The following is a 24,422-nucleotide window of genomic DNA, read 5'->3' on the forward strand; positions in this document are numbered from 1 at the left end:
CAGATGACGAACGACGGGCGGAACGGGGAGGGCGGCGGGACGGCCCTGCTGGACGTACGGGACCTGAAGGTGGAGTTCCGGACCCGGGACGGGGTGGCGCACGCGGTCAACGGCGTCAGCTACCGCGTGGCGCCGGGGGAGACCCTGGCGGTGCTCGGCGAGTCCGGCTCCGGCAAGTCCGTCACCGCCCAGGCCGTGATGGGCATCCTCGACTCCCCGCCCGGCCGGGTGACCGGCGGCCAGGTGCTCTTCCACGGCCGCGACCTGCTGACCCTGCGCAGGGAGGAGCGGCGCCGGATCCGCGGCGCCAAGATGGCGATGATCTTCCAGGACGCGCTGTCCGCGCTGAACCCGGTCCTCAGCGTCGGGGCCCAGCTCGCCGAGATGTTCAAGGTCCACGAGGGCACCTCCCGCAAGGAGGCCCGCGGCCGGGCCGTGGAGCTGATGGAGCGGGTCGGCATCCCCGCCGCCCGGCAGCGGGTGGGCGACTACCCGCACCAGTTCTCCGGCGGGATGCGCCAGCGCATCATGATCGCCATGGCGCTGGCCCTCGGCCCCGACCTGATCATCGCCGACGAGCCGACCACCGCACTCGACGTCACCGTCCAGGCCCAGGTGATGGACCTGCTCGCCGAGCTGCAGCGCGAGCTCACCATGGGACTGATCCTGATCACCCACGACCTCGGGGTGGTCGCGGACGTCGCCGACACCATCGCGGTGATGTACGCGGGCCGGATCGTCGAGACCGCGCCCGTCCACGCCCTCTACCGCGTGCCCGCCCACCCGTACACCCGCGGACTGCTGGAGTCCATCCCGCGGCTGGATCACAAGGGCCGCCGGCTGCACGCCATCAAGGGACTGCCGCCCAGCCTGACCGCCATCCCACCGGGCTGCCCCTTCCACCCGCGCTGCCCGCTGGCCCAGGACGTCTGCCGCACCGACCCGCCGCCGCTGTACGAGGCCGGCCCCGGCCGGGCCAGCGCCTGCCACTTCTGGAAGGAGACCCTCGATGGCGCCCGGTGAACCCCTCCTCGAAGTGCGCGACCTGGTCAAGCACTTCCCGCTCACCCAGGGCGTGCTCTTCCGGAAGCAGATCGGTGCGGTCAAGGCCGTCGACGGGGTCTCCTTCGAGCTCCGGAAGGGCGAAACGCTCGGCGTGGTCGGCGAATCGGGGTGCGGGAAGTCCACCCTCGCCCGGCTGCTGGTCGGCCTGGAACGCCCGACGTCCGGTCAGATCCGGTACCGGGGCGAGGACATCACCGCACTCTCGGGCCGCGCCCTCACCGCCGTGCGCCGCAACATCCAGATGGTCTTCCAGGACCCCTATACCTCCCTCAACCCCCGGATGACGGTCGGCGACATCATCGGCGAACCGTACGAGATCCACCCGGAGGCCGCCCCCAAGGGGGACCGCCGCCGCCGGGTCCAGGAACTCCTCGACGTCGTCGGCCTCAACCCGGAGTTCGTCAACCGGTACCCGCACCAGTTCTCCGGCGGCCAGCGCCAGCGCATCGGCATCGCCCGCGGTCTGGCGCTGCGCCCGGAGATCATCGTCGCCGACGAACCGGTCTCCGCGCTGGACGTCTCCGTGCAGGCCCAAGTAGTCAACCTGCTGGAGCAGTTGCAGGACGAGTTCGACCTCTCCTACGTCTTCATCGCGCACGACCTGTCCGTCGTCCGGCACATCTCCGACCGGATCGCGGTGATGTACCTGGGCCGGATCGCCGAGACCGGCACCGACGAGCAGATCTACGACCACCCCACCCACCCCTACACCCAGGCCCTGCTCTCCGCCGTCCCCGTCCCCGACCCGGAGGCCCGCGTCCACCGCGACCGCATCCTGCTCAGCGGGGACGTCCCCTCACCGGCCGACCCGCCGTCCGGCTGCCCCTTCCGCACCCGCTGCTGGAAGGCCCGCCCGCTGTGCGCCGAGGTCGTCCCGCCGCTCGACGTCCCGCCGGCATTCCGGGAGTCGACCGGACCCGCCCACCACGCGTCGGCCTGCCACTTCGCGGAGGAGCGGCACGTCGTGCCGAGCGAGTAGCCGGTGCCTCAGGCCCGGACGCCGCCGCGCACGACCGCGAGGTACGTGCCGATGGCGTCGCGGTTGCGGCGCAGGGTCTCGATGCGTTCGGTGATCCGGTCGCGCTCGTGCTCCAGGGTGGCGAGCATCTCCGGGGTGGCGTCCGGGAAGTGGATCGCCCGGGGCCCGTCCAGGCAGGGCAGGATCTGCCGGATGATCCGGGTCGGCAGCCCGGCGTCCAGCAGGCCCCGGATCTGCAGCACCCGGTCGACGGTCGGCTCGTCGTAGGCGCGGTAGCCGTTGGCGCAGCGGTCGGAGACGATCAGCCCCTGCTCCTCGTAATACCGCAACAGCCGCCGGGGCGTGCCCGTACGCTCCGCCAGCTCCCCGATCCGCATCGGCACCCACCTCCTGTGGAAACGACAGCGCCGCCGCGGCGGGGATCATTCCCGCCACGGCGGCGCCGGGCCGTCGCGTCCGCGTTACTCGGTGGACTCCGACTCCGCCGCGGCCTCCTCGATGGCCGCCAGCGCCGGGTCCAGGATGATGTCCTCCTCGCGGGCCGCGGTCGTCGGCTCCTCGGGGAAGTGGCAGGCCGTCAGGTGGCCCTCCGCGTTGCCGCCGAGCTGGATCAGCGGCGGCTCCTCGGTCGCGCACTTCTCCTGCGCCTTCCAGCAGCGGGTGCGGAAGCGGCAGCCCGAGGGCGGGTTGACCGGCGAGGGCACGTCACCGGCGAGGCGGATGCGCTCGCGCTCCTCCTCCTCGCTCTCCACGAACTTGGCCTCGGGCACGGCCGAGAGCAGCGCGTGGGTGTACGGGTGGCGCGGCCGGTGGTAGATCTCGTCGCGGCTGCCCACCTCGACGATCTTGCCGAGGTACATCACCGCGACCCGCTCGCTGAAGTGCCGCACGATCGCCAGGTCGTGAGCGATGAACAGGAACGCGATGCCCAGCTCGCGCTGGAGGTCCTGGAGCAGGTTGACGACCTGCGCCTGGATGGACACGTCGAGCGCGGAGACCGGCTCGTCGGCGACGATCAGCTTCGGCTGCAGGGCGAGCGCCCGGGCGACGCCGATGCGCTGCCGCTGGCCGCCGGAGAACTCGTGCGGGAAGCGGTTGTAGTGCTCGGGGTTCAGGCCCACGGTCTCCAGGAGTTCGCGGATCCGCTTCTCCCGGCCACCGGGCGGGTTGATCCCGTTGATCTCCATCGGGCCGCCGATGATCGTGCCGACCGTCTGCCGCGGGTTGAGCGAGGCGTACGGGTCCTGGAAGATCATCTGGATCTCGGAGCGGATCGGCGCCAGGTCCTTGCGGCCGGCATGGGTGATGTCCTGGCCCTGGTACGTGATCTTGCCGGAGGTCGGCTCCATCAGCCGGGTGAGCAGCCGTCCGGTGGTGGACTTGCCGCAGCCGGACTCGCCGACCAGGCCGAAGCTCTCCCCGGCGTGCACGGTCAGGTCGACGCCGTCGACGGCCTGCACCGCGCCGACCCGCCGCTTGAACGGAAAGCCGCCGTAGATCGGGAAGTGCTTGGTCAGGCCCTCGGCGGTGAGCAGCGGCTCGCCCTGCACGGGCGCGGCGCCACGGGGCGCCGGGAGGGTGGCGTTGTCGGTCATGGTGGTCGCTCCCTAGCCCAGCCGGGGCTTGATCTGCTCGATGAAGACGGTCTGCTTCTGCTCGGCGGTCAGATGGCACGCGGCGGCGCGGCCCGGTGCCAGCGGCGGCCGCTCGTCGGTGCAACGGCTGCCGCCGACCTCGCCGGTGAAGCCGCAGCGCGGGTGGAACCGGCAGCCGGACGGCGGGTTCAGCAGGCTCGGCGGGGAGCCCGGGATCGGGTGCAGCGCCTCGGTGACGTCCGAGGAGAGCCGCGGCATCGAGCTGAGCAGGCCCCAGGTGTACGGGTGCCGCGGCTGGGTGAGGATCTCCTTGACGGAACCCCGCTCGACCGCCCGGCCCGCGTACATCACCAGCAGCTTGTCCGCCGTGTTGGCGACCACGCCGAGGTCGTGGGTGATCAGGATGATCGCGGAGCCGAACTCCTGCTGGAGGTCCTTGAGCAGGTCGAGGATCTGCGCCTGGACGGTGACGTCGAGGGCGGTGGTCGGCTCGTCGGCGATCAGCAGCTGCGGGTTGCAGACCAGCGCCATGGCGATCATGGCGCGCTGGCGCATACCGCCGGAGAACTGGTGCGGGTAGTCGTCCACCCGCAGGTTGGGCTGCGGGATGCCGACCTTGGTCAGCATCTCGATGGCGCGCTGCCGGCCCTCGCGCTTGCTGGCGCCGGTGTGCTTCATGAACGGCTCGGCGATCTGCCGGCCGACCGTGTAGTACGGCGACAGCGCGGTCAGCGCGTCCTGGAAGATCATCGCCATCTTGTTGCCGCGGAGCTTCTCCAGGGTCTTCTCCTTGGCCCCGGTGAGCTCCTGGCCGTCCAGGTGGATCTCGCCGCCGATCTCGGTGGCCTTGGGGTTGTGCAGACCCAGGATCGCCAGGTTGGTCACCGACTTGCCGGAGCCCGATTCGCCGACGATGCCGAGCGTTTCGCCGCGTTCCAGATCGAAGGAGAGACCGTCGACCGCCTTGACGATGCCGTCCTCGGTGGAGAACCGCACGTGCAGGTCACGAACGGACAGGAAGGGGTCGGACCCGGCCGGCACGGTGGTGCCTTCGGTCTTGGTGAGTGTGGTCACTTCAGGCTCTCCTAGGACAGGCGCACGCGCGGGTCGATGAAGGCGTACGTCGCATCCACGATGATGTTGAACACCAGGATCAGGGCGGCGCTGAAGACCAGCACGCCCAGGACCATGGGCAGATCAAGGGTGATGACGGAGTCGATCGCGAGCCGTCCGACACCGGCCAGCTGGAAGGTGAACTCGGTGATCATCGCGCCGCCGAACAGCGAGCTGAGGTCCATGCCGAGGATGGTCACGATCGGGATCAGCGAACCGCGCCAGGCGTAGCGCAGGAAGACGTAACTGCTGGACATGCCCTTGGCCTTGGCCGTCCGGACGTGTTCCTCCTGCAGCTGCTCGATCATCGTCGAGCGGGACATACGGGTGTACTGCGCCGTGAAGATCGTCGCCATCACGATCCAGGGGATCAGCAGGCCCATGAACCAGCCGGCCGGGTCCGAGGTGAAGTCCACGTACTTGGGCGAGTCCATCAGGCCGCTGTAGACGAACAGACCGAGCGCGATCGGGCCGAGGATGTAGATCTGCGCCGAGCTCAGCACCATCGAGATGGAGGTGAGCACCTTGTCGAGCATCGAACCGCGCTTGTAGGCGGCGAGCAGGCCGGTGGCCAGACCGACGGTCAGGAACACCGCGGCGCCGCCGATGGCCAGCGAGGCGGTCGTGGGGAGCCGGTCGATCAGCGTGGACCAGACGTCCTGCTTGGTGGCGAAGGAGTAGCCGAAGCAGGGGGCGCTGCAGTGGCCGATGGAGTAGTCCCGGCCGGCGAAGATGCCGACCAGCCAGTCCCAGTACTGGGTGGTCAGCGGCTTGTCGAGGCCGAGGTTCTGGTGGATCAGCGCGATGTTGTCCGCGGTGCAGTTCTTGCCGCAGGACATCGCCGCCGGGTCACCGGCACCGAAGAACACGAAGAAGGTGAAGGCACTGAGCAGGAGAAGGATGACAACAGCGCCGAACGTCCGGCGAAATAGGAATTGAAGCATGGCAGTTCGCTGCTCTCAGGACGGCGGCGGCAGTGGGCGTGAGGGGTGGCGGACGAAGGCCCCGGAGAGCGCGCGTTCCGCCGTGTGCGCGCTCTCCGGAGTGCCTTCGTCAGGCGATTGCCTTACGGGGCAACCGCTCGGGTCACTTCTTCAGGTACAGCGTGTTCGGGTCGAGGTAGCTGACGTCCAGGTTGTAGCGGACGCCACCGACGTTCGAGCCGTACAGCTGGAGCACCTTGGTGTAGAAGGCCGGCGCGGCCGGGTTGACCTTCTCCACGATGTACTGGTGCAGCTTCTGCCACTCCTCGGTCGCCTTCTTGACGTCGGTGATCTCGGAGATCCGGGCGATCTCGGAGTTCACGTGCTTGTCGTTGACGTGGGAGTAGTTCGAGGCGCCGTCCTGGATCGTGGTGCCGTCGTACGACGGCGGGATCACGGTCGAGGCGTCCGGCCAGTCCTGGCCCCAGCCGGTCATGTAGATGTCGAAGCCGTTGTCGACCTTGCCCATCTGCTCGTACCAGGAGGCCGCGTCGACCTCCTTCTTCTGCACGTTGAAGCCGGCCTTGGTCAGCGCGTCCTCGATGGCGACGGCTTCCTTCTGGCGGGACTCGGTGTTGGAGTACGCGTAGACGAGCTTCATGCCCGTCTTGCCGGCCTCCTTGAGGAGCTTCTTGGCCTTCTCCGGCTCACCGTTGGGGTGCGAGAGCTTGCCGTAGGGGTCGTAGCCCTTCTTGTAGCCCGCGACGGTCGGGGCGAGCAGACCGCCGGCGATCTCACCGCCGTAGCTGCCGCCGTTGAGGCGGACCAGCTGCTGGTCCGGCAGCGCGTAGGTGATCGCGTCACGGATCCGCTTGTCCTTGAGGCGGTCCATGTTGAAGTTCATCTGCCAGACGTAGGGCTGGTAGCCCTGCACCATGCGCTTGCTGGCGCTGGCGTTGTTCAGCACGTCCTTGGTCAGCGTGGGGTCCACCGCGTTGGTGAAGCTCACCGCGTTCTTGGCCTCACCCTGGTCGGCCATCAGGCGCTTGGTGGAGTCCGACGCCTGGTGGTTGAAGGTGATGTTGAAGCCGTCCGGGTACTGGTGGTGGACCGGGTCGGTCTTCGCGTCCCAGTTCTTGTTGCGCACCAGCTGCATGGACTTGCCGGACTTGAACGACGCGATCTTGTACGGACCGGAGCACACCGGCGCCACGTCGTAGGCGTCCTTGGTGTCCTTCGCGCTGTCCGGGACCACGCTGTAGCCGGGCATCGTCAGCGCGTACGGCAGCTGCGACTGCGGCTTCTTGAAGTGGAAGATGACGGTCTTGTCGTCCGGCGTGTCCAGGACGCTCTTGGGCAGGTGGTCGCCCTTGTACGGACCGTCCGGCAGCGCCTTGCGGTAGGTGGTGCCGGCGCCCGACAGCCAGGTCTGGACGTAGGTCGGACCGTCGGTGATGAACTTGGCGTACAGACGCTCTATGGAGTGGCGGATGTCCTTCGAGGTGATCGGCTTGCCGTCCTCGAACTTGATGCCGTCCTTGAGCGTGTACTTCCAGGTCTTGCCGCCGTCGGACATCTGGCCGGCGTCGGTGGCCAGGTCACCGACGACCTTGGCGTTGCCCTGGTCGTCCTGCTTGAAGGCGGTCAGCCCGCGGAAGATCAGCTGCGACAGCGCCTTCATGTCGCTGACGTACATCTGACCTGGGTCCAGGTGGTTGTAGCTGTCACGCTGGTACACGCGGATGGTGCCGCCGTTGTGGGCACCCTTGACGGCGACGGCCGGGCCGGTGGAGTCGGCGGCGGTACCCATCGGGATCGTCTTGGCCTGGGCCGCGGCGTCCGCGTCGGTCTGCGCCTTGTCCTTGTTGTTGTTGCTGCCGCCGCTGCAGCCGGTGAGCGCGAGCGATCCGGCCGCGAGGGCCACGATCACCGCGCGTGCTCTGCGCGTAGAAAGTGCGTTCATGGGGTTCCAAGCACCTGCCTGTCAGTTGGTGGGTCCAGATGTGCTGTCTGACGCATCCCGGGACAGGCCCGGACGGGTGGGGTGACAGCAAGCCCCCTCAAGTGGACGATCAGCGCCCGGACTTGGGATCGAAGGCGTCGCGTACCGAGTCTCCGAGCAGGTTGAAGCAGAGCACGAAGACCACCATGGCAACGGCGGGGATGAGCAGGAACGTCGGGTCGTTCTCGTAGAAGCGCGCGCCCGCCTGGAACAGCGCGCCCCAGTCCGGGGTCGGCTCGACGATGCCGACGCCCAGGAAGGACAGACCCGCCTCCGCGGTCACGAAGAGGGGCAGCATGTAGGTGCCCTGCACCAGCACCGGGGTGACGACGTTCGGCAGCAGCTCCTTGCGGATGATCCGCCAGGGCGAGGCGCCGGTGATCTTCGCGGCCTCGACGAACTCCCGCTCGCGCAGGGAGAGCACCTGGCCGCGGAGCAGTCGGGCCAGACCCATCCAGCCCAGGGACCACTGCACGATGATCAGCGCGCAGACCCGCACGTAGGTCGGGGTCTCGTCGCCCGGCGGCACGAAGAGCGCCACCACGACCGGCATGAAGGCCACGAAGGTCAGCTGGCTCGGGAACGCCAGCAGGAAGTCGATCACCCGGCTGAGGAAGTAGTCGGTCTTGCCGCCGATGTAGCCGGCGGTGATACCGATGATGATGCCGGTGAGCACGGTCAGCAGGGTCACCGCGACGGAGATGCCGAGCGACATCCGCATGCCGTAGACCAGCCGCATGAACACATCGCGGCCCAGCTGCGGTTCGATGCCGAACCAATGTTCCGGGGAGATCCCGCCGTTGGGACCGGCCGGATAACCGAATTCGTCGAGCAGATTCGGGTCATCGCTGCCGTAGAGGGTGTACGGGTCCTTGCCGTACAGCGCACTGATCACCGGGGCCAGCGCCGCGATGACGAAGAAGGCGAGTACGACGATCGCGCAGATCATGCCGGTGCGGTCGCGCTTGAAGCGCGTCCACATCAATTGGCCGGGGGAACGGCCGACGAGCTCACCGCCCTTGCCCTTCTTTTCCTTCTTCAGGCCGCCGGATCCAAGTCCTGGGGTATCGGACCTGTCAGCGGCGGTCTGGGATGGACTAGTCATCGCGAAGTGCCCCCGCGCCGAGTTCTCTTGGAACGTGAAGCGGTGTCGATTCGCACCGCTGGATGTGCGGACTTTCGCAAGTGATTTATGGCGGAGTCAAGGGGATCGGGTGTGCTCGCGAACAGGTCGTCTACTTCTTGAGCGAACATTGCGCAGATCGACGCCAGTGCGTGCTTGACAGGTGGGCGGGATATCCGGCATGGGGGACATATCGCCACCAACCGCTTTAACGTGAAGGCAACTTCACTGTCGCAACACCGATATACGGACGCGCCATGATGAACAACGTACGGCCGTGCGGGTGCCGTGGACCGGCCGGGACGCCAGAGGGCGGCCCGGCCGGTTGCCTTTTCGGGGGGTTTTGTCCCTGCGGTGCGACGGCCCGCCCACCCCGTACCCCGTCCCGGTCTGTTGTGCCCGCGCCGGTACTGGAGTAGATCTGCGGTGGACGCCGCGTCCCCGCGGCGCCCCAGGCCACCCGGCACACCGACACGGACGGGGGACGGGCCGTGTCCACAGAGCGGGACAGCTTTCTCACCAACGGCATGCGCCGCACCACCACTTGGCTCAGCGTGCTGCTGGCGCTCTCCGGCGCGGGCTGGATCGCCCGGGACCTGGCCGTCGCCGGGCAGGGCGCGGACCTGTGGCGGCACTGGTGCGGCGCGGCCCTCCGCCCGGGCGGGGACACCGTCTGGGCCACCTCGGCCCTGGACCCGCTGCTGGTGCTCGGCGCACCGGCCGCCGCGGCGGCCGTACGGCGCCGGGCCCCCGCCCCGGCCGTGGCCGCCGGTGCCTTGTGCTCCCTCGCGGCCGGCCTCGTCCTGCTGCGGCTGCCGGTGCTGTGGACGACGGCCGCGGCCCCGCTGCCCGGCCCGGACGGCGGGCTGCCGACGTGGGCCCGGGCGACCGCCGCGGCCCAGCTCGTGGCGGCGGCGGTGCTGTGCGGGGTGGCGGCCGGCGCGGTCCGGCGGCGCGGGCGGCCGGGCCGGTCCGGCGGACGCCGTGCCGACGCCCTGCCCGAGGTGGCGTCCTCGGCGTACGGGGTCGTGCACGCGGTGCCGTACGGGGCGGGCCCCGGCCCGGCCGGCCGCCCGTACAAGGGGCCGGCGGTCCTTGCGGGCCTCCTCCTGGGCGCCGCCGGAGTGGCCTTGACGGCCCGTGAGGTCCACCACTGGGTACGGCTCGGGGGCGAGGCGTACGGCAGGCGGCTGACCGGCGGGGCGGGCGCCGTACGGGCCCTGCTGGAGCCCCCGGCCGACTGGGAGACGGCCGTGCTGGCGGTGCTGGCGCTGGCCGCCGCGGCGGCCGCGTTCCGCCGGGCCGCCTGGACCCGGCCCGCGGCGGCCGCCGCCGGGTCACTGCTGGCGGTGCACGGCGCGGTGACGCTCGCCCTCGCCGCGCGCGCCGGGCAGTTCGGGCGGCTGGCGGTACTGCCGGGCGGGGTCCAGCTCGGGCTCGCCGCGGCGGCCCTGTCGGCGGCCGCGGGCCCGGTCGTGCTGATCGCCGCGGCCCGGCCCGGCCTGCCACCGCCCGCCGCGGACCCCGACGAGCTGCGCGCCTACGGCTCCGCCCCGGGCGAGGCCCGCCCACCGCACGCCCCACCCCCGCCGACCACTCTGCCGCCGGGGTGGTGAGCACGGGACGGCACGCTCAACGCCGCATTCCCAGCGACCGCTTGAGGAAGTCCACCTGGAGCAGCAGTAGGTTTTCGGTCACCTGTTCCTGGGGCGTCATATGGGTCACCCCGGACAGTGGCAGGACCTCGTGCGGGCGGCCGGCCGCCAGCAGGGCCGAGGACAGCCGCAGGGAGTGGGCCACGACCACGTTGTCGTCCGCCAGGCCGTGCACGATCAGCATGGGACGGTGCGGCTCCCGCGCCCCGGCCAGCCCCTCGTCCGTGACCAGCGAGTTCTCCGCGTAGACCGCCGGTTCCTCGTCCGGATGGCCGAGGTACCGCTCCTGATAGTGGGTGTCGTACAGCCGGAGGTCGGTCACCGGGGCGCCGACCACCGCGGCATGGAAGACATCGGGCCGGCGCAGCGCGGCCAGCCCCGCCAGGTAGCCGCCGAAGGACCAGCCGCGGATCGCCACCCGGTCGAGGTCCAGGGGAAAGGATCCGGCCAGTGCCTGCAGGGCGTGGACCTGGTCGTCCAGGGTGATCTCGGCGAGCCGCCGGGAGACCGCCTTCTCCCAGGCGGGGGAGCGGCCCGGGGTGCCCCGGCCGTCCGCGACGATCACCGCGAACCCCTGGTCGGCGAACCACTGCGAGGTCAGATGCGCGTTGTGCGCGGCGACCACCCGCTGGCCGTGCGGACCGCCGTACGGGTCCAGCAGCACCGGCAGCGGACCGTCGCCCTCCGCATAACCGTCGGGCAGCAGCACCGCGCACGGGATCTGCCGCTCACCGGCCAGGACCAGGCGGGGCCGGGCGGTGAGCGCCGGCTCCTCGGCGTACGAGCCGATCGTGGCGAGGGTCTTCTCCCCGCCGTCCGGGTCCAGCCGGACCACGTCCACCTGGGTGCCGGGGCGCTCCAGCGACGTCTGGGAGAGCACGGTCAGCGCGCCGCCGCGCACCGCGGAGGACACCGTCGGGTACGGCCGGTCGCCCACCCGCTCCCAGCCGCCCTGGTCGCCGCTGCCGCGGAACCAGGCGCGGTAGACGCCGATGTCGTGCATGTCGGCGCCGCTCGCGGAGAACAGCACGTCCTCCTCGCCGATGTCCAGCACCGCCCGTACGTGCAGCGGCGCCCCGGTCAGCGGCCGGTCGCCGACGAACAGTTTGCGCGCGCCGCCCTCGTCGGCGATCCGCACCAGCCGGCCGTCCGGCGTCCAGGCCGGCACCCCGGGGAACGGCTCGACCCACGCCTCGTCCTCGTCCTCGTGCACCGTCCGGGTCGCACCGGTCGCGGTGTCGACCGTCAGATAGCGCTGGTCGCGCTGGTCCCGGGCCTGGACGAGGAGCAGCGGCGGGCCGGCCGCGGACCAGTGCACGCGGGCGAGATAGGGGTAGCGGCCGCGGTCCCAGTCGATGTCGGTGCGCGAGCCGTCCAGACCGAACAGGGACAGCGAGACCTCGGCGTTGGCGGTGCCGGCGGCCGGGTACGCGATCCGGGCGGGCTCGCGGTCCGGGTGCGCCGGGTCGGAGATCCACCAGCGCCGCACCGGCGCCTCGTCCACCCGTGCGGCCAGCACCGCGTCGCTGTCCGGGGACCACCAGAAGCCCCGGTACCGCCCCATCTCCTCGGCCGCGATGAACTCCGCGAGGCCCCAGGTCACCTCGGGCCCGTCCGGCTCGGCCAGCACCCGGTCGGCCGTCCCGCCGCCGTCCGACGTCGTCGCGCCGTCGACCGCGACCACCCGCAGCCGGCCCTCCGCCACGAAGGCCACATGCCGGCCGTCCGGGGCGGGGCGGGGGTCCACCACCGGGCCCGGCACCGGAAGTTCGCGCGTGGTGCCGGCCCGCAGCTCGGAGACGAACAGCCGGCCGGAGAGCGGGAACGCCGCCAACTCCACGGCGGCGTCGGTGGCATAGCCCACGATGCCCGCCGAACTCTCCCGGCTGCGCTCGCGGCGGGCCCGCTCCTCGGGGGAGAGGTCCTCCTCCGCGCCGGCCAGCAGCGCCTGCGGATCGGCTGCGGTGAACTCCCGCCCCTCGTTCAGGTCCAGCACCCACAGCTGCTGGCTGCGCTCGGTACCCGAAGGCGAACGGAGGAAGACGATCCGGGCGGCGTCGGGGGAGACGGTGTAGCTGCGCGGGGCGCCCAGGGTGAAGCGCTGCGTACGGGCGTACTGCCGCGGGAACGAAGGCTGTCCGGTCATGGGCCGAGCCTAGGCGAGGTGTCTCCGGATCGGGCCGGTTCGGCAGCGGGGGATTGCCCGGCTCACCGTGTCGCGCTCGTGAAGATCGTGTGCGCCCCCGCTCTGCTTCCGTGCTCCGACTTATGCGCTTGGACGGAAAGTTATGATCCCTTGCGCGTAGTGGGTACGGGGTAAAGAGCCCTTGGCATACCCCGGTGCACGGGTCCGCGACGGCGGTCCGTGCGCCATCAACTCTGTTCGGGCCGTGGATACTTGGAGGTGAGCCGCCGTGGCACTCTCGATTTCGGCGGTGGTGCTGCTGGCGATCATCGTCTTCTTGCTCGTCAAGAAGTCCGGGCTGAAGGCCGTGCATGCCTTCGTCTGTATGTTGCTGGGCTTCTATCTGGCCAGCTCGTCCATCGCACCGTCGGTCAAGCAGCTGACGACCAACGTCGCCAGCATGATCGGCGGCATCAAGTTCTGAGCAGCGGGTTCCGGGCAACGTACGGAGCGGTGCGTGCTGAGCGGCACGTGCCGGGCGGTACGTCCTGAGCGGTCCGCCGGCCGGTCCCCGGCCGGCGGACCGAGCGCGGGGTGAGGGTGCCGGCGGCGGCTCGTAGGCTTGTCCGCATGACCGCGCACCCTCCCTCCGCCCGTCGTCTCCTGCTGGTCCACGCCCATCCGGACGACGAGTCGATCAACAACGGCGTGACCATGGCCAAGTACGCGGCCGAGGGCGCGCTGGTCACCCTCGTCACCTGCACGCGCGGCGAGGAGGGCGAGGTGATCCCGTCCGAGCTCGCGCACCTCGCGCCGGACCGGGACGACACCCTCGGCCCGCACCGCGTCGGTGAGCTGGCCGCCGCCATGGCCGAGCTGGGCGTCACCGACCACCGCTTCCTCGGCGCGCCGGGCCGGTACCGCGACTCCGGCATGATGGGCGCCCCGCAGAACGACCGGCCCGACTCCTTCTGGCAGGCCCCGCTCGACGCGGCGGCCGCCGATCTGGTGGCCGTCATCCGTGAGGTCCGCCCGCAGGTCCTGGTCACCTATGACCCGAACGGCGGATACGGCCACCCCGATCACATCAAGGCGCACCGCGTGGCCATGCGCGGCGCCGAGCTGGCCGCGCGGGCGGATTTCCGGCCGGAGCTGGGCGGCGCGTACGCGATCGGGAAGATTTACTGGAACTGCAACCCCCGTTCCGTGGTCGAGGAGGGCTTCGCACGGCTGCAGGTGGCCGGGCACAGCTTCCCCGGCGTGGCCACCGTCGACGACGTACCGGGGGTGGTGCCGGACTCCGAGGTCACCGCCACGATTTCCGGCGGCCCGGCGTACGCCGCCGCCAAGGCGGCGGCGATGCGCGCCCACTACACCCAGATCGCGGTCGACGGGCCGTTCTTCGCGCTCTCCAACGACTTGGGGCAGCCGCTGTTCGGCACGGAGCACTATCGGCTGGTGCACGGAGTTCCGGGGGCGGCGGCCGGGGACCGTGAGGACGACCTCTTCGCGGGTATCGGCGAAATGGTGGGTATGGAGGAGAGTGCCCGGATTGAGGAGGCGGCGGAATGAGCACGGCGAAGGGCGGCAACGGCGGCGCGGCCGCTGACGACGGCAAGGGCGGCGCGGCCAAGGGGCAGCGCTCCCGCGCGACGTCCGGCGGCGGGTCCGGGCCCGGCAAGCGGTCCGGCGCGCCCGCCGCGCCCGCGGCCGGGCCGGCACCGCTCACCCCCGGCCGGATCGGCATATACGTGCTGCTCCTGGTCGCGGGCGTGCTGGTGGCGCTGGCCGGGACGCTGGTGCAAGCCGCCTGGTTCCCGGGCGGATTGGTGCTGGCACTGGCGGCCGTCGGCGGCCTCTTCTACGGCGGCACCCGGGCGAGTGGCACCACCGCCGGCGCGCTGGTGCCCGGCGCGGCCTGGCTGGTGACGGTGTTCCTGCTGCTGAGCGACGTCCGGCCGGAAGGGGACTTCCTCTTCGGCCCCGGCGTCGGCTCCTACGTCTTCCTGCTGGGCGGCATCGTGGTGGCTGTGATCTGTGCCACCGCGGCCCAGATGCGCACGATGGGCGCCCGGCCCGGCCGAGTTGGCGGATGACGTGGTGCATACCAGGATGAATGCCGCGCGAGGCCGGGCGAACGGCCCCGGTGCGGGGGGTTCGCCCATGGCGGCGGTGTTCGTAAGCTCCCCGGGTGTCCGCCTGCGGCGGACAGTATGGTGGTGCGCGCCGTCGCGCCGCCCTGGGGGCACCCTCCGGTCCTGAGGCCGGGGATCATCTCTGACGAGCGGCGGAGCGCCAACCGGGAGAACCTGCTTTGAGTCGTGAATCTGACAGTTCGTCCTCCGGCCCGCGGGGCCGTGGCGGAGCCGCGTACCCGTCGGGGACGCCGCCGTACGGCTCGCCCAGGGGAGACGCCGACGAGGTGCTGGCGCCCGGTGCCGCGGCGCAGCCGGAGGAGCCCAAGACCGAGACCACGCTGACGACGCGGATCAAGATCAACATTCCGGGCTCCCGCCCGATCCCGCCGGTCGTCGTGCGCAAGCCCGTCGGTGAGGAGTCCGGTATGAACGCATCGGCCGCTTCCGGCGGTTCCCGCGGCGCCCCGCGCCCGGCGCGCGGTGCCGAGCGCGGTGCCGAGCGCACCGGCAGCACCCCCCGCCCGGAGGCCGCCGCGGACGACGCCACCACGGGCGGCCGCGGCGACAAGACCAGCGACTGGTTCGCGCCGCGCAAGCCGCAGGCCGGGACGCCCGGAGCGGCCGGCTCGTCGTCGAGCACCGGATCGCACCCCACGCCGCCCGCCCCGGGCGGCCCGACCCCGCCGCGCGGCCCGTCGGGCACCGGCGCGCCCCAGCGCCCCGACCTGCCGTACTTCTCCGACGCCCCCATGGCGCAGGGCGGCGGCTCGCCGTTCGACGAGGGCGGCAGGGCCGGTGGCGGCTCGCCGTTCGACGGCGGGCAGCCGGACGCCGGTTCGCCCTTCGACGGCGGACCGCGGGACGCCGGTTCGCCGTTCGACGGCGCGGGGCACGGCAGCGCCTCGCCGTTCGACGCGCCCACCGGCGTGGCCCCGGACCACAGCCCCTTCGACGCCCCGGTGGGCGGCCCGGGCGGACCCGCCGGCCCCACGACGGGTCCGGCCAAGGGCGACTCGGCGCTCAACCTCCCGCCCGGCTTCAGCGGCCCGGGACCGAAGATCGACGACACCGCCGAACTCACCCCGCAGGCCCCCGGACCGCTGACCGGCCCGGGCAGCGGCCTCGGCGCCGGCGGCATCTCGGGAGGTCTGCCCGGCTCGCAGGCCGGCCCGGTCTCCGGCGGCCCGAAGGGCGGCACCCGGGGCCAGGGGCCCGGCCGTCGCGACCGGGTGTCCGGCGACACCCTGGTCAGCGGCATTCCCGCGGTGCCCGGATCCGACGGCCCGTCGGCCCCGTCGCCGTTCGCCTCCGCACCGGGTGACGGCGACAGCGCGGCCCCCAAGCCGCGGCCCAAGATCCCCGAGCCGATCAACCCGCCCAAGAAGGGCCGCAACAAGCTGGTCCTGGCGGCCGTCGCGGTCGTCGTCCTGGCCGGCGTCGCCTACGGCGCGGGCCTGCTGCTCGACCACGCCGACGTGCCCAACGGCACCACCGCGCTCGGTGTGAACATCGGCGGCACCTCCAAGGAAGAGGCCGTCAAGAAGCTGGAGTCGGCGCTCAAGGACCGCCGCACCGCGCCGCTCAAGCTCACCGTCGACGGCAAGGCCGAGACCCTGCTGCCGGCCAAGGCGGGCCTGGACATCGACCCGCAGGCGACGGTCCGCAACGCGGCCGGCCGGGACTACAACCCGGTCTCCGTCATCGGCTCGCTGTTCGGCGTCGACCGGACGGCCAAGCCCGCCATGGTCGTCGACGACGAGAAGCTGACGGTCGCGCTGGAGAACATCGCCGGCCCCGGCGGCGCCGCCGAGGACGGCGGGATCACCTTCGAGAACGGCAAGGCCGTGCCCCACTACGGCGTCCCGCACAAGGCGATCGACGTCAAGGCGTCCCGCCAGAAGGTCGCCGACGCCTACCGCGAGCGGGTCACCAACGGCACCGACACCCCCGTGGTGCTCGCCGCCGGCACCCAGCAGCCGCGGGTGAGCAAGGCCGCGGTGGACCGGGCGATGAAGCAGTACGCCGAGCCCGCCATGTCCGGCCTGGTGACGGTCCGTTCGGGCGCCCACGCGGTCTCCTTCAGCCCGCAGAAGTCCATCCCGAAGTTCCTGTCGTTCAAGATCGGCAGCAACGGCGAGCTGGTGCCGTACTACGACCGGGCCGCCCTGCAGCAGCTCTACGGCGACACCTTCAACGGCGTCCTGCTCACCAAGGGCGACGGCTCGAAGAAGCCGATCACCGTCGAGGAGGTGGCCAGCGCGGTCGCCAAGGCACTGCTCGGCCGTACCCCCGCCGAGCGGGTCCAGACCGTCGGCGCGGACGGCTGACGGCGGACCGTACGCACCCGGCCGGGCGACCGGCCGGCCACGGGCCCGAGGCCCCCTGGAGGCACTCCCGGCGCACCGCCCCGGGAGAACCCCTAGGGGGCCTCCCCCATGACAGATGTCATGCCGCAGTGCGTACATCCGACACTGCCGGGCACCGGGCCGCGACCGGGAAGCTGGCACCATGACGACGACAGCGACCAGCACAGTCACCGCCGCCCAGGAGGCGGACCGGGCACCGGTGGTCAGCTTCCGTCAGGTCAGCAAGAGCTACGGCGCGGTGCGCGCGGTCGCCGACCTGAACATGGAGCTGCACCCCGGCGAGACCGTCGCCCTCCTCGGCCCGAACGGCGCCGGCAAGTCCTCCACCCTCGACCTGCTGCTCGGCCTGCGCGGCGCGGACGCCGGCACGGTGACCCTCTTCGGCACCACCCCGCAGCGCGCCATCGAACAGGGCAGGGTCGGCGCGATGCTGCAGAGCGGCGGCCTGATGGAGGGCGTCAAGGTCCGGGAGCTGGTGAAGCTGGCCCGCGATCTGCACCCGCGCGGCTACCCGCTCGACGAGGTCCTGGCCACCGCCGGCATCACCGAGATCGCCGACCGCATGGTCGACAAGCTCTCCGGCGGCCAGGAACAGCGGGTCCGCTTCGCGCTCGCCACCGCCGGCGCCAACGACCTGATCGTGCTGGACGAGCCGACCACCGGCATGGACGTGACGGCCCGGCAGACCTTCTGGGGCGCGATGCGCAAGCAGGCCCAGCAGGGCCGCACGGTGCTGTTCGCCACCCACTACCTCGAAGAGGCCGACGCGATCGCCGACCGGGTGATCGTGCTGCACCGCGGCCGGGTGCTGGCGGACGGCACCGCCGCCGAGATCAAGGCCCGGGCCGGTGCCCGCCGGGTCACCTTCGACCTCGACGAGCCGGTCGACCACGCCGCGCTGCAGGGCCTGCCGCACCTGACCTCGCTGACCGTGTCCCACAGCGGCTCCGCCGCGGGCTCCGGGCGCACCGTCCGGATCCAGTCCCAGGACGCCGACGCCACCGTGCACGCCGTCTACCGCCTCGGTCTCTACCCGCACAACCTGGAGGTCTCCGGCCTCGGCCTGGAGCAGGCCTTCATCGCCCTGACCACCGCGTCCGACCAGAGCTCCGCCACCGCCGAGGAGGCGGCCCGATGACCACCCTGATCAAGCTGGAGATCGTCCGCGCGCTGCGCAACAAGAAGTTCATGTTCTTCTCGGTGATCTACCCGCCGGCGCTGTACCTGATCATCGCCGGCGGCGCGGACAGCACCCCGATCCCCGGCATGAAACTGAACATGGGGCTGTACTTCATGGTGTCCATGGCAGCATTCGGTGCCATGACCGCCGTGCTGCTGGGCAACAGCGAGCGCATCGCCAAGGAGCGCGAGAAGGGGTGGGTGCGGCAGCTGCGGCTGACCGCCCTGCCGGGCCGCGGCTACGTCGCCGCCAAGATGGCCGCCGCCGCGACCGTCAGCCTGCCGTCGATCGTGCTGGTCATGCTCGCCGCCGCGGTCGTCAAGGGCGTCCGGCTGGAAGCCTGGCAGTGGCTGGCGATCGCCGCCGGCACCTGGCTCGGCAGCTTCGTCTTCGCCGCCCTGGGCGTCGCCATCGGCTACCTGGCCACCGGTGACGCGGTCCGCCCGATCGCCATGCTGATCTACTTCGGCCTGGCGTTCCTCGGCGGCCTGTGGATGCCGCTGACGATCCTGCCGCAGTGGGTGCAGAACATCGCCGAATGGCTGCCCACCCACGCGTACACGGCGCTCGGCACCGCCGTCGAGGCCGGTGGCGCGCCGCACGTGAAGGACATCGCCATCCTCGCCGGCTACCTGGTGCTGTTCGCCGGCGGCGCGGCCTGGCTCTACCGGAAGGACACCCGCCGGGCATGAACGGACCGGAGACCGACGACAACCCGGTGATGATCGGCACCCCGCCGCGCACCCGCCGCCAGGCGCTGGTGAAGTCCGTCTGGATCGTCATCTGGTTCGGGTACCTCGCGGGCCCCATCGGCAGCCTGGCCGAGGGCGGGATGTCCTTGGCCCGCGAGGTGCTGGGCTGGAGCGGTCTCCTGACGTTCGTCGGCGTCTACTTCGTCCTGGTCTTCCGGCACATGGCCCACCGGCCGATGCCCTCGGGCGCGATCCGGGCGGCCGTGGTCCTCATCGCGGCGCTGGCCGTGCTGCTGGCCTCGACGCTCGGCCCGAACTGGCTGGTGCTCTTCACGTTCGTGTGCGTCGCGGTCGCGGTCACCCAGCCCTTTAGGACGTCCCGGTGGGCCATCCCCGCACTGACCGCCACCCTCATCCTGGTCGGCACGCGCTACCCGGACGCCCGGATCTACCTCTTCGCGTACGCCCTGCCCTGCCTGCTCAGCGGCTTCGCGATGGTCGGCGTGCAGCACCTGATCCGTACGACCCAGGAGCTGCGCGCCGCCCGCCAGGAGGTCGCCCGGCTCGCCGCCAACGACGAGCGGCTGCGGCTCGCCCGCGACCTGCACGACCTCCTCGGCCACTCGCTCTCCCTGATCACGCTCAAGAGCGAGCTGGCCGGCCGGATGCTGCCGGACCGCCCGGACGACGCCGCCCGCCAGGTGGCCGACATCGAACGGGTCAGCCGGCAGGCGCTGGTCGACGTGCGGGAGGCGGTCACCGGCTACCGCCGCCCCCGGATCGCCGTCGAGCTGGCCGGGGTCCGGGCCGCGCTGCGCACCGCCGGCATCACCGCCGCCGTCGACCCGGCGCTGGACGACGAGCACCGGGGCCTCGCGGCCGATGAGGAGAGCGCGCTGGCCTGGGCGCTGCGCGAGGCGGTGACCAACGTCGTCCGGCACAGCGGCGCCCGCCGCTGCGAGCTGCTGCTGACCGAGGAGTGGGAGGCCGACGAGCGGCGCTACCTGTGCCTGGCGGTCATCGACGACGGCATCGGGCCGCCGCGCGGCGGCGGACACGACGGCAACGGCCTGACCGGCCTGCGCGAGCGCCTGGCCCTGGCCGACGGCCGGCTGGAGACCGGCCCGGCCCCGCGCGGCCACGGCTTCGCCCTGCGCGCCTACGTGCCGCTGGCCGCCCCGGCCCCCTCGCCGTCCGCCGCCGAGACCCTCCCGGAGCCGCTGCCGGACCAGGCGTAGCCACCGGCCGTACGCCCGCCCGGCGGATCCCGTACACCCTCTAAGCTGACCGGCATGATCAGGGTGCTGCTGGCTGAGGACCAGTCGATGGTCCGGGAGGCGCTGGCCGCGCTGCTGTCGCTGGAGGCGGACCTGGAGGTCGTCGCACAGGCGGCGCGCGGCGACGAAGTCGTGGCCACCGCGCGGGCGCACGACGTGGACGTCGCCCTGCTGGACATCGAGATGCCGGGCCTCACCGGCCTGGACGCGGCGGCCGCGCTGCGCCGCGAGCTGCCCGGCGTGAAGATCGTCATCCTCACCACCTTCGGCCGCCCCGGCTATCTGCGCCGCGCCATGGAGGCCGGCGCGGACGCCTTCCTGGTCAAGGACGCCCCGGCGGCCCGGCTCGCGGACGCGGTGCGCCGGGTGCTGCGCGGCGAGCGGGTCATCGACCCGGCGCTGGCGGCGGCCGCGCTGGCCGACGGCGCCAGCCCGCTCACCGAGCGCGAACGGGAGGTGCTGCGGACCGCCGCGGACGGCTCCACCAACGCCGAGATCGCCGCCGCCCTCCACCTCTCCCAGGGCACGGTCCGCAACTACCTGTCCACCGCCATCCAGAAGACCGGCGCCCGCAACCGCGCCGAGGCGGTCCGCACGGCCCGCGACAAGGGCTGGCTCTGAGCACCCCTCGGCGCACCGGCCCCGTGCGCCCGGGCCGCCGGCCCCGGGACCTCCTCCCCTGTGCGCCGTCGGGTGCCGTCCCGCAGGCTTGAAGTGTTATGCCCCTCAACCGCGCCCCGGAGGGCGGCCGCGGCACCACCGTGGTGCTGATCCTCGTGATCGTCGGCGTCACGGTCCTGGACGCGGTCGACATCGGCCCCGAACTGCACCAGTCCGCCTTCCTGGGCATCGCCCCGCTGTACGCCGCGCTGCGCTGCTCCCTCCGGCGGACCGTCCTGGTCGCGGCCGTCTACCTGCTGTGCCTGATGTACGTCGACACCTTCACCGTTGTCGACTGGGCCCCGGTCAGCCGGATCACCGCCGTCTTCGGCGCCTGCCTGGCGGCGGCCTTCTCCGTGATGCTGTGCCGCGTCCGGCTCCAGCGGGAGGCGCTGCACGCCCGGACCAGCCTGGTGGCCGACACCGTGCAGCGGGCCATGCTGCGCGAGCTGCCGCTGCGCGCCGGGCCGGTCGAGGCGTACGGCTTCTACGTCTCCGCCCAGGAAGGCGCCCGGGTCGGCGGCGACATCTACGAGGCCGTCGACACCCCGCACGGGCTGCGGCTGATGATCGGCGACGTCCAGGGCAAGGGCATGCCGGCGATCGGCGCCGGGCTGGAGGTGCTGGCGGCGTTCCGGGAGGCCGCGCACTACCACGACGCCCTGGAGACGGTGGCCGACCGGATGGAGCAGGCGCTGGCCCGCTACAACACGCGCTCGGCCGAGCAGGGCACCGACGAGCGGTTCGTCACCGCGCTGCTGATGGAGGTGCGGGACGGCGGGGCCGGGCCGCCGCGGGGCCGGGTGCTGTCCTGCGGCCACATCCCGTACTACCTGATCCGCGACGGCGCGGTGTACGAGCGTCAGGACGGCGGCGGGCTGCCGCTGGGCCTGGGCACGCTCGGCGGCGAACCACGGCGCGGCGTGCCGGTCCGCCCGGAGCCCGGCGACCGGATCGTGCTGTGCACGGACGGCGTGACCGAGGCGCGCGGCCCGGACGGCACCTTCTACCCCCTCGGCGAGCGGCTGGCCGGCTGGACCCGGCTGGAACCGCCCGAGCTGGCCCGCACGCTGCGGGCCGACCTGGAGGGCTTCACCGCCGGCGACCTCAAGGACGACGCCACGGTCCTGGTCGTCGGCCGCCTGGCGGAGACGGCTCAGTTGAGCATCGCGCGGGCCGCCGCGGCCTGACGGCGGATCGCCTCCGCACCGGCCGGGTCGACCGCCGCCACCACCTCGGCGTACTCCGTCAGCTCCGCCGCCCCTTCGAGGAACTCCCCGCGCCGGACCAGGAGTTGGGCCCGCTCCAGGCGCAGCCGCGCGGGACGGCTGGGCAGCAGCAGCGACAGGTCCAGCGCCCACAGCTGCACCGCGCTGTGCTCGGGCCGGGCCTCGGCCCAGGCCCGGATGTTGTTGAGCACCCGCAGCACGATCTCCAGCGGATCGGCCGGGGACGTCATCGGCCGGGTCAGCTGCCCGCCGGTCGCCCCCGCGACCAGCAGCGCCGCGTCCTCGTCGGTGAGCAGCCGCCCGCCGGCGAACGGATCGGCGAGCACATGCGCCCCGGCCGGATCACCGAAGCCGACGACGAAATGCCCCGGCAGCGCCACCCCGTACACCGGTGCGCCGGCCCGCCGGGCGACCTCCATCCACACCACCGACAGCAGGATCGGCAGACCGCGGCGGCGCCGCAGCACCTCGTGCAGCAGCGAGGACGACAGCCGCCGGTAGTCGGCGGGCGAGCCGCCGAAGCCGCAGCGGGTGCCGAGCAGCTCGGCCAGATTGCGGGCCCAGGCCCCCGGGCCGCCCGCCGGCTGGTACGGCAGCAGCCCGGCCAGCCGGTCCAGCTCGATCTGGGCCGCGTCCAGGCCCGCCTCGTCCAGCCCGGGGTCGGCCTCGGCCGCCACCAGCAGGCAGAGCAGGGACAGATCGGGCCGCTCCTCGCGGGCGGCCGTGGCGAACCGGCGCCGCCGCGCGGCCCGCGCGTCCGGCTCCGGCCCGGGTTCCTCAGGCGTACGGGATGCCATACCCGACCGATACCCGTTCAGCGCCCGCCGGGCAGGGCCCGCCGGTAGTGGTAGCCGTGGTGGTCGGTGAAGCCGAGCCGCTCGTAGAGCGCCAGCGCGCCCGCGTTGTCCGCCTCGACCTGGAGGTACGCCGCGGAGGCGCCCTCGTCCAGCGCCCGTTCGGCGAGCGCCGCCATGACCAGCGAGGCCAGCCCCTGCCGCCGCTCGTCCGGGGCCACCTCGATCGCCGCGAAGCCGGCCCACCGGCCGTCGACGACCAGCCGCCCGATGGCCGCCGTGCCGCCGTCCTCGCCCCGCACCGTCGCGAACCACACCGACGGGCCGCCGGTCAGCACCTTCCACGCGGTCGGGGTGAGGCCGCCGGCGCCGCCGGTCCGGTTGTAGAGGGCCGACCAGGCGTCGCCCGGCTCCCGGGACAGCGTGACGCGGGCCGTGTCCGCGTCGGTGTCGGCCAGCGGGGCCAGCGCCGAGATCAGGACCCGGGTGTGCGCCTCGGCGGCCCAGCCGCGCCGCTCCAGCTCCGCGGCCAGCGCGTCGTCGGCGTCCGGGCGGCCGGTGGCGACCGTGATCAGCGGCGGCAGCCCGCGTGCCGCGTACCACTGCGCGATGCGCTCCAGCGCGGAGTCCAGCGGCATCCCCGGATCGCCGAGCGGCAGCACCGAATTGCCCCGCCGGGTGAATCCCTCGCTCGCGCGCAGCGTCCACTCCCCGAGACGCTCGGTCTCGGTGGCCGGCCAGCCGCGCGCCGCGACCTCCTGGAGCTCACGCGCGCCGGCGGAAGGGACCTTCCTGCGGGGCCGGGCCGCGGGCACGACCTTGGCGGCGACCAGCGAGGACTCCTCGATCCGTACGCACTCGCCGGAGCGGCGTGTGATGCTCAGCACACCCTCGTCCCACGATGTGAGCACCCCGACCGCGTCCGTGAACGCCGCTCCCCCCTCCCGGTCCCCGGTGAGGCGCCGGACGGATACCCTTTTGCCCACGTCAGCACGGGTGATGCGGACCTCCGCGCGACCGCCGGCCAGGAATTCCATCGCTCAAACCGCCCCTCTTGTTCGTCTCGTGCCCGGGAACGGAGATACTAGGTGGCGGGCATCGACGACGCCGCGCTCCCGCGCGCCCTGCGGCGGTACCGCCAATCGGTTCCGCCGGCCCTAACGAGGAGGAACGACAGCGTGACCTACGTCATCGCGCAGCCTTGTGTCGACGTCAAGGACAAGGCGTGCATCGAGGAGTGCCCGGTCGACTGCATCTACGAGGGCTCCCGGTCCTTGTACATCCACCCGGACGAATGCGTCGACTGTGGCGCCTGTGAGCCGGTCTGCCCGGTTGAGGCCATCTTCTACGAGGACGACACCCCGGAGGAGTGGAAGGACTACTACAAGGCGAACGTCGAGTTCTTCGACGAGCTGGGCTCGCCCGGTGGCGCCAGCAAGCTCGGCCTGATCGAGCGCGACCACCCCTTCATCGCAGCGCTGCCGCCGCAGAACCAGTAACCGCCCG

22 protein-coding genes are annotated in these 24,422 nt (G+C 72.3%); 13 read left to right on the forward strand and 9 right to left on the reverse strand.

Annotation, left to right across the window (positions count from 1 at the left end; translation table 11 throughout):
• Nucleotides 1-3: 3 nt before the first annotated feature.
• A complete protein-coding gene (locus IG62_RS0120265; RefSeq protein ID WP_030804838.1) occupies nt 4-1,023 on the forward strand; it encodes an ABC transporter ATP-binding protein in 1,020 nt (339 codons plus the stop codon).
• The gene (locus IG62_RS0120270) at nt 1,010-2,044 is read left to right on the forward strand and encodes an ABC transporter ATP-binding protein (protein ID WP_030804841.1); all 1,035 of its coding nucleotides are present in this window, start codon (nt 1,010-1,012) and stop codon (nt 2,042-2,044) included. Before IG62_RS0120265 ends, IG62_RS0120270 begins: the two co-directional genes overlap by 14 nt.
• Before the next feature lie 8 nt (nt 2,045-2,052).
• Here the strand turns inward: IG62_RS0120270 and IG62_RS0120275 are convergent, their stop codons facing one another.
• The 6 genes from IG62_RS0120275 to IG62_RS0120300 all read right to left on the reverse strand — a co-directional run bounded on the left by IG62_RS0120275 (nt 2,053) and on the right by IG62_RS0120300 (nt 8,782).
• A complete protein-coding gene (locus IG62_RS0120275) occupies nt 2,053-2,421 on the reverse strand; it encodes a MerR family transcriptional regulator (RefSeq protein WP_030804844.1) in 369 nt (122 codons plus the stop codon).
• An 84-nt stretch (nt 2,422-2,505) separates the two neighbouring features.
• On the reverse strand, nt 2,506-3,639 hold the full coding sequence (locus IG62_RS0120280; RefSeq protein WP_030804847.1) for an ABC transporter ATP-binding protein: 1,134 nt from the start codon (nt 3,637-3,639) through the stop codon (nt 2,506-2,508).
• Nucleotides 3,640-3,651: 12 nt separating this feature from the next.
• Nucleotides 3,652-4,713, reverse strand: coding sequence for an ABC transporter ATP-binding protein (locus IG62_RS0120285; RefSeq protein ID WP_030804850.1), 1,062 nt, complete (start codon nt 4,711-4,713; stop codon nt 3,652-3,654).
• Nucleotides 4,714-4,724: 11 nt separating this feature from the next.
• The gene (locus tag IG62_RS0120290) at nt 4,725-5,696 is read right to left on the reverse strand and encodes an ABC transporter permease (RefSeq protein WP_030804853.1); all 972 of its coding nucleotides are present in this window, start codon (nt 5,694-5,696) and stop codon (nt 4,725-4,727) included.
• Between the two features lie 142 nt (nt 5,697-5,838).
• Nucleotides 5,839-7,638: an ABC transporter substrate-binding protein gene (locus IG62_RS0120295; protein WP_030804856.1), complete on the reverse strand. Its 1,800-nt coding sequence runs from the start codon at nt 7,636-7,638 to the stop codon at nt 5,839-5,841.
• A gap of 109 nt (nt 7,639-7,747) precedes the next feature.
• A complete protein-coding gene (locus IG62_RS0120300) occupies nt 7,748-8,782 on the reverse strand; it encodes an ABC transporter permease (RefSeq protein ID WP_078865975.1) in 1,035 nt (344 codons plus the stop codon).
• 509 nt (nt 8,783-9,291) lie between these two features.
• Between IG62_RS0120300 and IG62_RS0120305 the strand changes: the two genes are divergently transcribed.
• The gene (locus IG62_RS0120305; RefSeq protein ID WP_234326637.1) at nt 9,292-10,416 is read left to right on the forward strand and encodes a hypothetical protein; all 1,125 of its coding nucleotides are present in this window, start codon (nt 9,292-9,294) and stop codon (nt 10,414-10,416) included.
• Between the two features lie 16 nt (nt 10,417-10,432).
• Here the strand turns inward: IG62_RS0120305 and IG62_RS0120310 are convergent, their stop codons facing one another.
• The gene (locus IG62_RS0120310) at nt 10,433-12,601 is read right to left on the reverse strand and encodes a S9 family peptidase (RefSeq protein WP_030804862.1); all 2,169 of its coding nucleotides are present in this window, start codon (nt 12,599-12,601) and stop codon (nt 10,433-10,435) included.
• A 268-nt stretch (nt 12,602-12,869) separates the two neighbouring features.
• Here IG62_RS0120310 and IG62_RS0120315 point away from each other — a divergent pair, with 268 nt between their 5' ends.
• From IG62_RS0120315 to IG62_RS0120355, 9 genes are all read left to right on the forward strand, one after another.
• The gene (locus IG62_RS0120315; protein ID WP_030804865.1) at nt 12,870-13,064 is read left to right on the forward strand and encodes a hypothetical protein; all 195 of its coding nucleotides are present in this window, start codon (nt 12,870-12,872) and stop codon (nt 13,062-13,064) included.
• A gap of 146 nt (nt 13,065-13,210) precedes the next feature.
• Nucleotides 13,211-14,152, forward strand: coding sequence for an N-acetyl-1-D-myo-inositol-2-amino-2-deoxy-alpha-D-glucopyranoside deacetylase (mshB, locus tag IG62_RS0120320; RefSeq protein WP_030804868.1), 942 nt, complete (start codon nt 13,211-13,213; stop codon nt 14,150-14,152).
• Nucleotides 14,149-14,676, forward strand: a complete 528-nt coding sequence (locus tag IG62_RS0120325; RefSeq protein WP_030804871.1) for a DUF6113 family protein — start codon at nt 14,149-14,151, stop codon at nt 14,674-14,676. The genes mshB and IG62_RS0120325 overlap by 4 nt, the downstream gene beginning before the upstream one ends.
• 218 nt (nt 14,677-14,894) lie before the next feature.
• Entirely contained in the window at nt 14,895-17,045 is a 2,151-nt protein-coding gene (locus IG62_RS0120330; protein WP_030804875.1) for a hypothetical protein, read from the forward strand.
• Between the two features lie 181 nt (nt 17,046-17,226).
• Nucleotides 17,227-18,222, forward strand: coding sequence for an ABC transporter ATP-binding protein (locus IG62_RS0120335; RefSeq protein WP_030804878.1), 996 nt, complete (start codon nt 17,227-17,229; stop codon nt 18,220-18,222).
• On the forward strand, nt 18,219-18,956 hold the full coding sequence (locus IG62_RS0120340; protein ID WP_030804881.1) for an ABC transporter permease: 738 nt from the start codon (nt 18,219-18,221) through the stop codon (nt 18,954-18,956). Before IG62_RS0120335 ends, IG62_RS0120340 begins: the two co-directional genes overlap by 4 nt.
• Complete coding sequence (locus IG62_RS0120345; protein ID WP_037838776.1) at nt 18,953-20,194, forward strand: sensor histidine kinase; 1,242 nt, start codon at nt 18,953-18,955, stop codon at nt 20,192-20,194. Before IG62_RS0120340 ends, IG62_RS0120345 begins: the two co-directional genes overlap by 4 nt.
• A 54-nt stretch (nt 20,195-20,248) precedes the next feature.
• Entirely contained in the window at nt 20,249-20,854 is a 606-nt protein-coding gene (locus tag IG62_RS0120350) for a response regulator transcription factor (protein ID WP_030413945.1), read from the forward strand.
• Between the two features lie 98 nt (nt 20,855-20,952).
• Nucleotides 20,953-22,083: a PP2C family protein-serine/threonine phosphatase gene (locus IG62_RS0120355; RefSeq protein WP_030804887.1), complete on the forward strand. Its 1,131-nt coding sequence runs from the start codon at nt 20,953-20,955 to the stop codon at nt 22,081-22,083.
• Here the strand turns inward: IG62_RS0120355 and IG62_RS0120360 are convergent.
• Together IG62_RS0120360 and IG62_RS0120365 are read right to left on the reverse strand one after the other, a co-directional pair.
• The gene (locus IG62_RS0120360) at nt 22,050-22,919 is read right to left on the reverse strand and encodes a transglutaminase-like domain-containing protein (RefSeq protein ID WP_030804890.1); all 870 of its coding nucleotides are present in this window, start codon (nt 22,917-22,919) and stop codon (nt 22,050-22,052) included. The two genes, IG62_RS0120355 and IG62_RS0120360, sit on opposite strands and share 34 nt — an antisense overlap.
• 17 nt (nt 22,920-22,936) lie before the next feature.
• Nucleotides 22,937-23,953 carry a GNAT family N-acetyltransferase gene (locus IG62_RS0120365; protein ID WP_030804897.1) on the reverse strand — a complete coding sequence of 339 codons (1,017 nt, stop codon included), beginning with the start codon at nt 23,951-23,953 and terminating at the stop codon, nt 22,937-22,939.
• A gap of 141 nt (nt 23,954-24,094) precedes the next feature.
• Here IG62_RS0120365 and fdxA point away from each other — a divergent pair, with 141 nt between their 5' ends.
• Complete coding sequence (gene fdxA / locus IG62_RS0120370; protein WP_018089397.1) at nt 24,095-24,415, forward strand: ferredoxin; 321 nt, start codon at nt 24,095-24,097, stop codon at nt 24,413-24,415.
• The last annotated feature ends 7 nt before the right edge of the window (nt 24,416-24,422 follow it).

Origin of the sequence: Streptomyces sp. NRRL S-337, assembly GCF_000720175.1 — a bacterium.
Lineage (GTDB): Bacteria > Actinomycetota > Actinomycetes > Streptomycetales > Streptomycetaceae > Streptomyces > Streptomyces siderophoricus.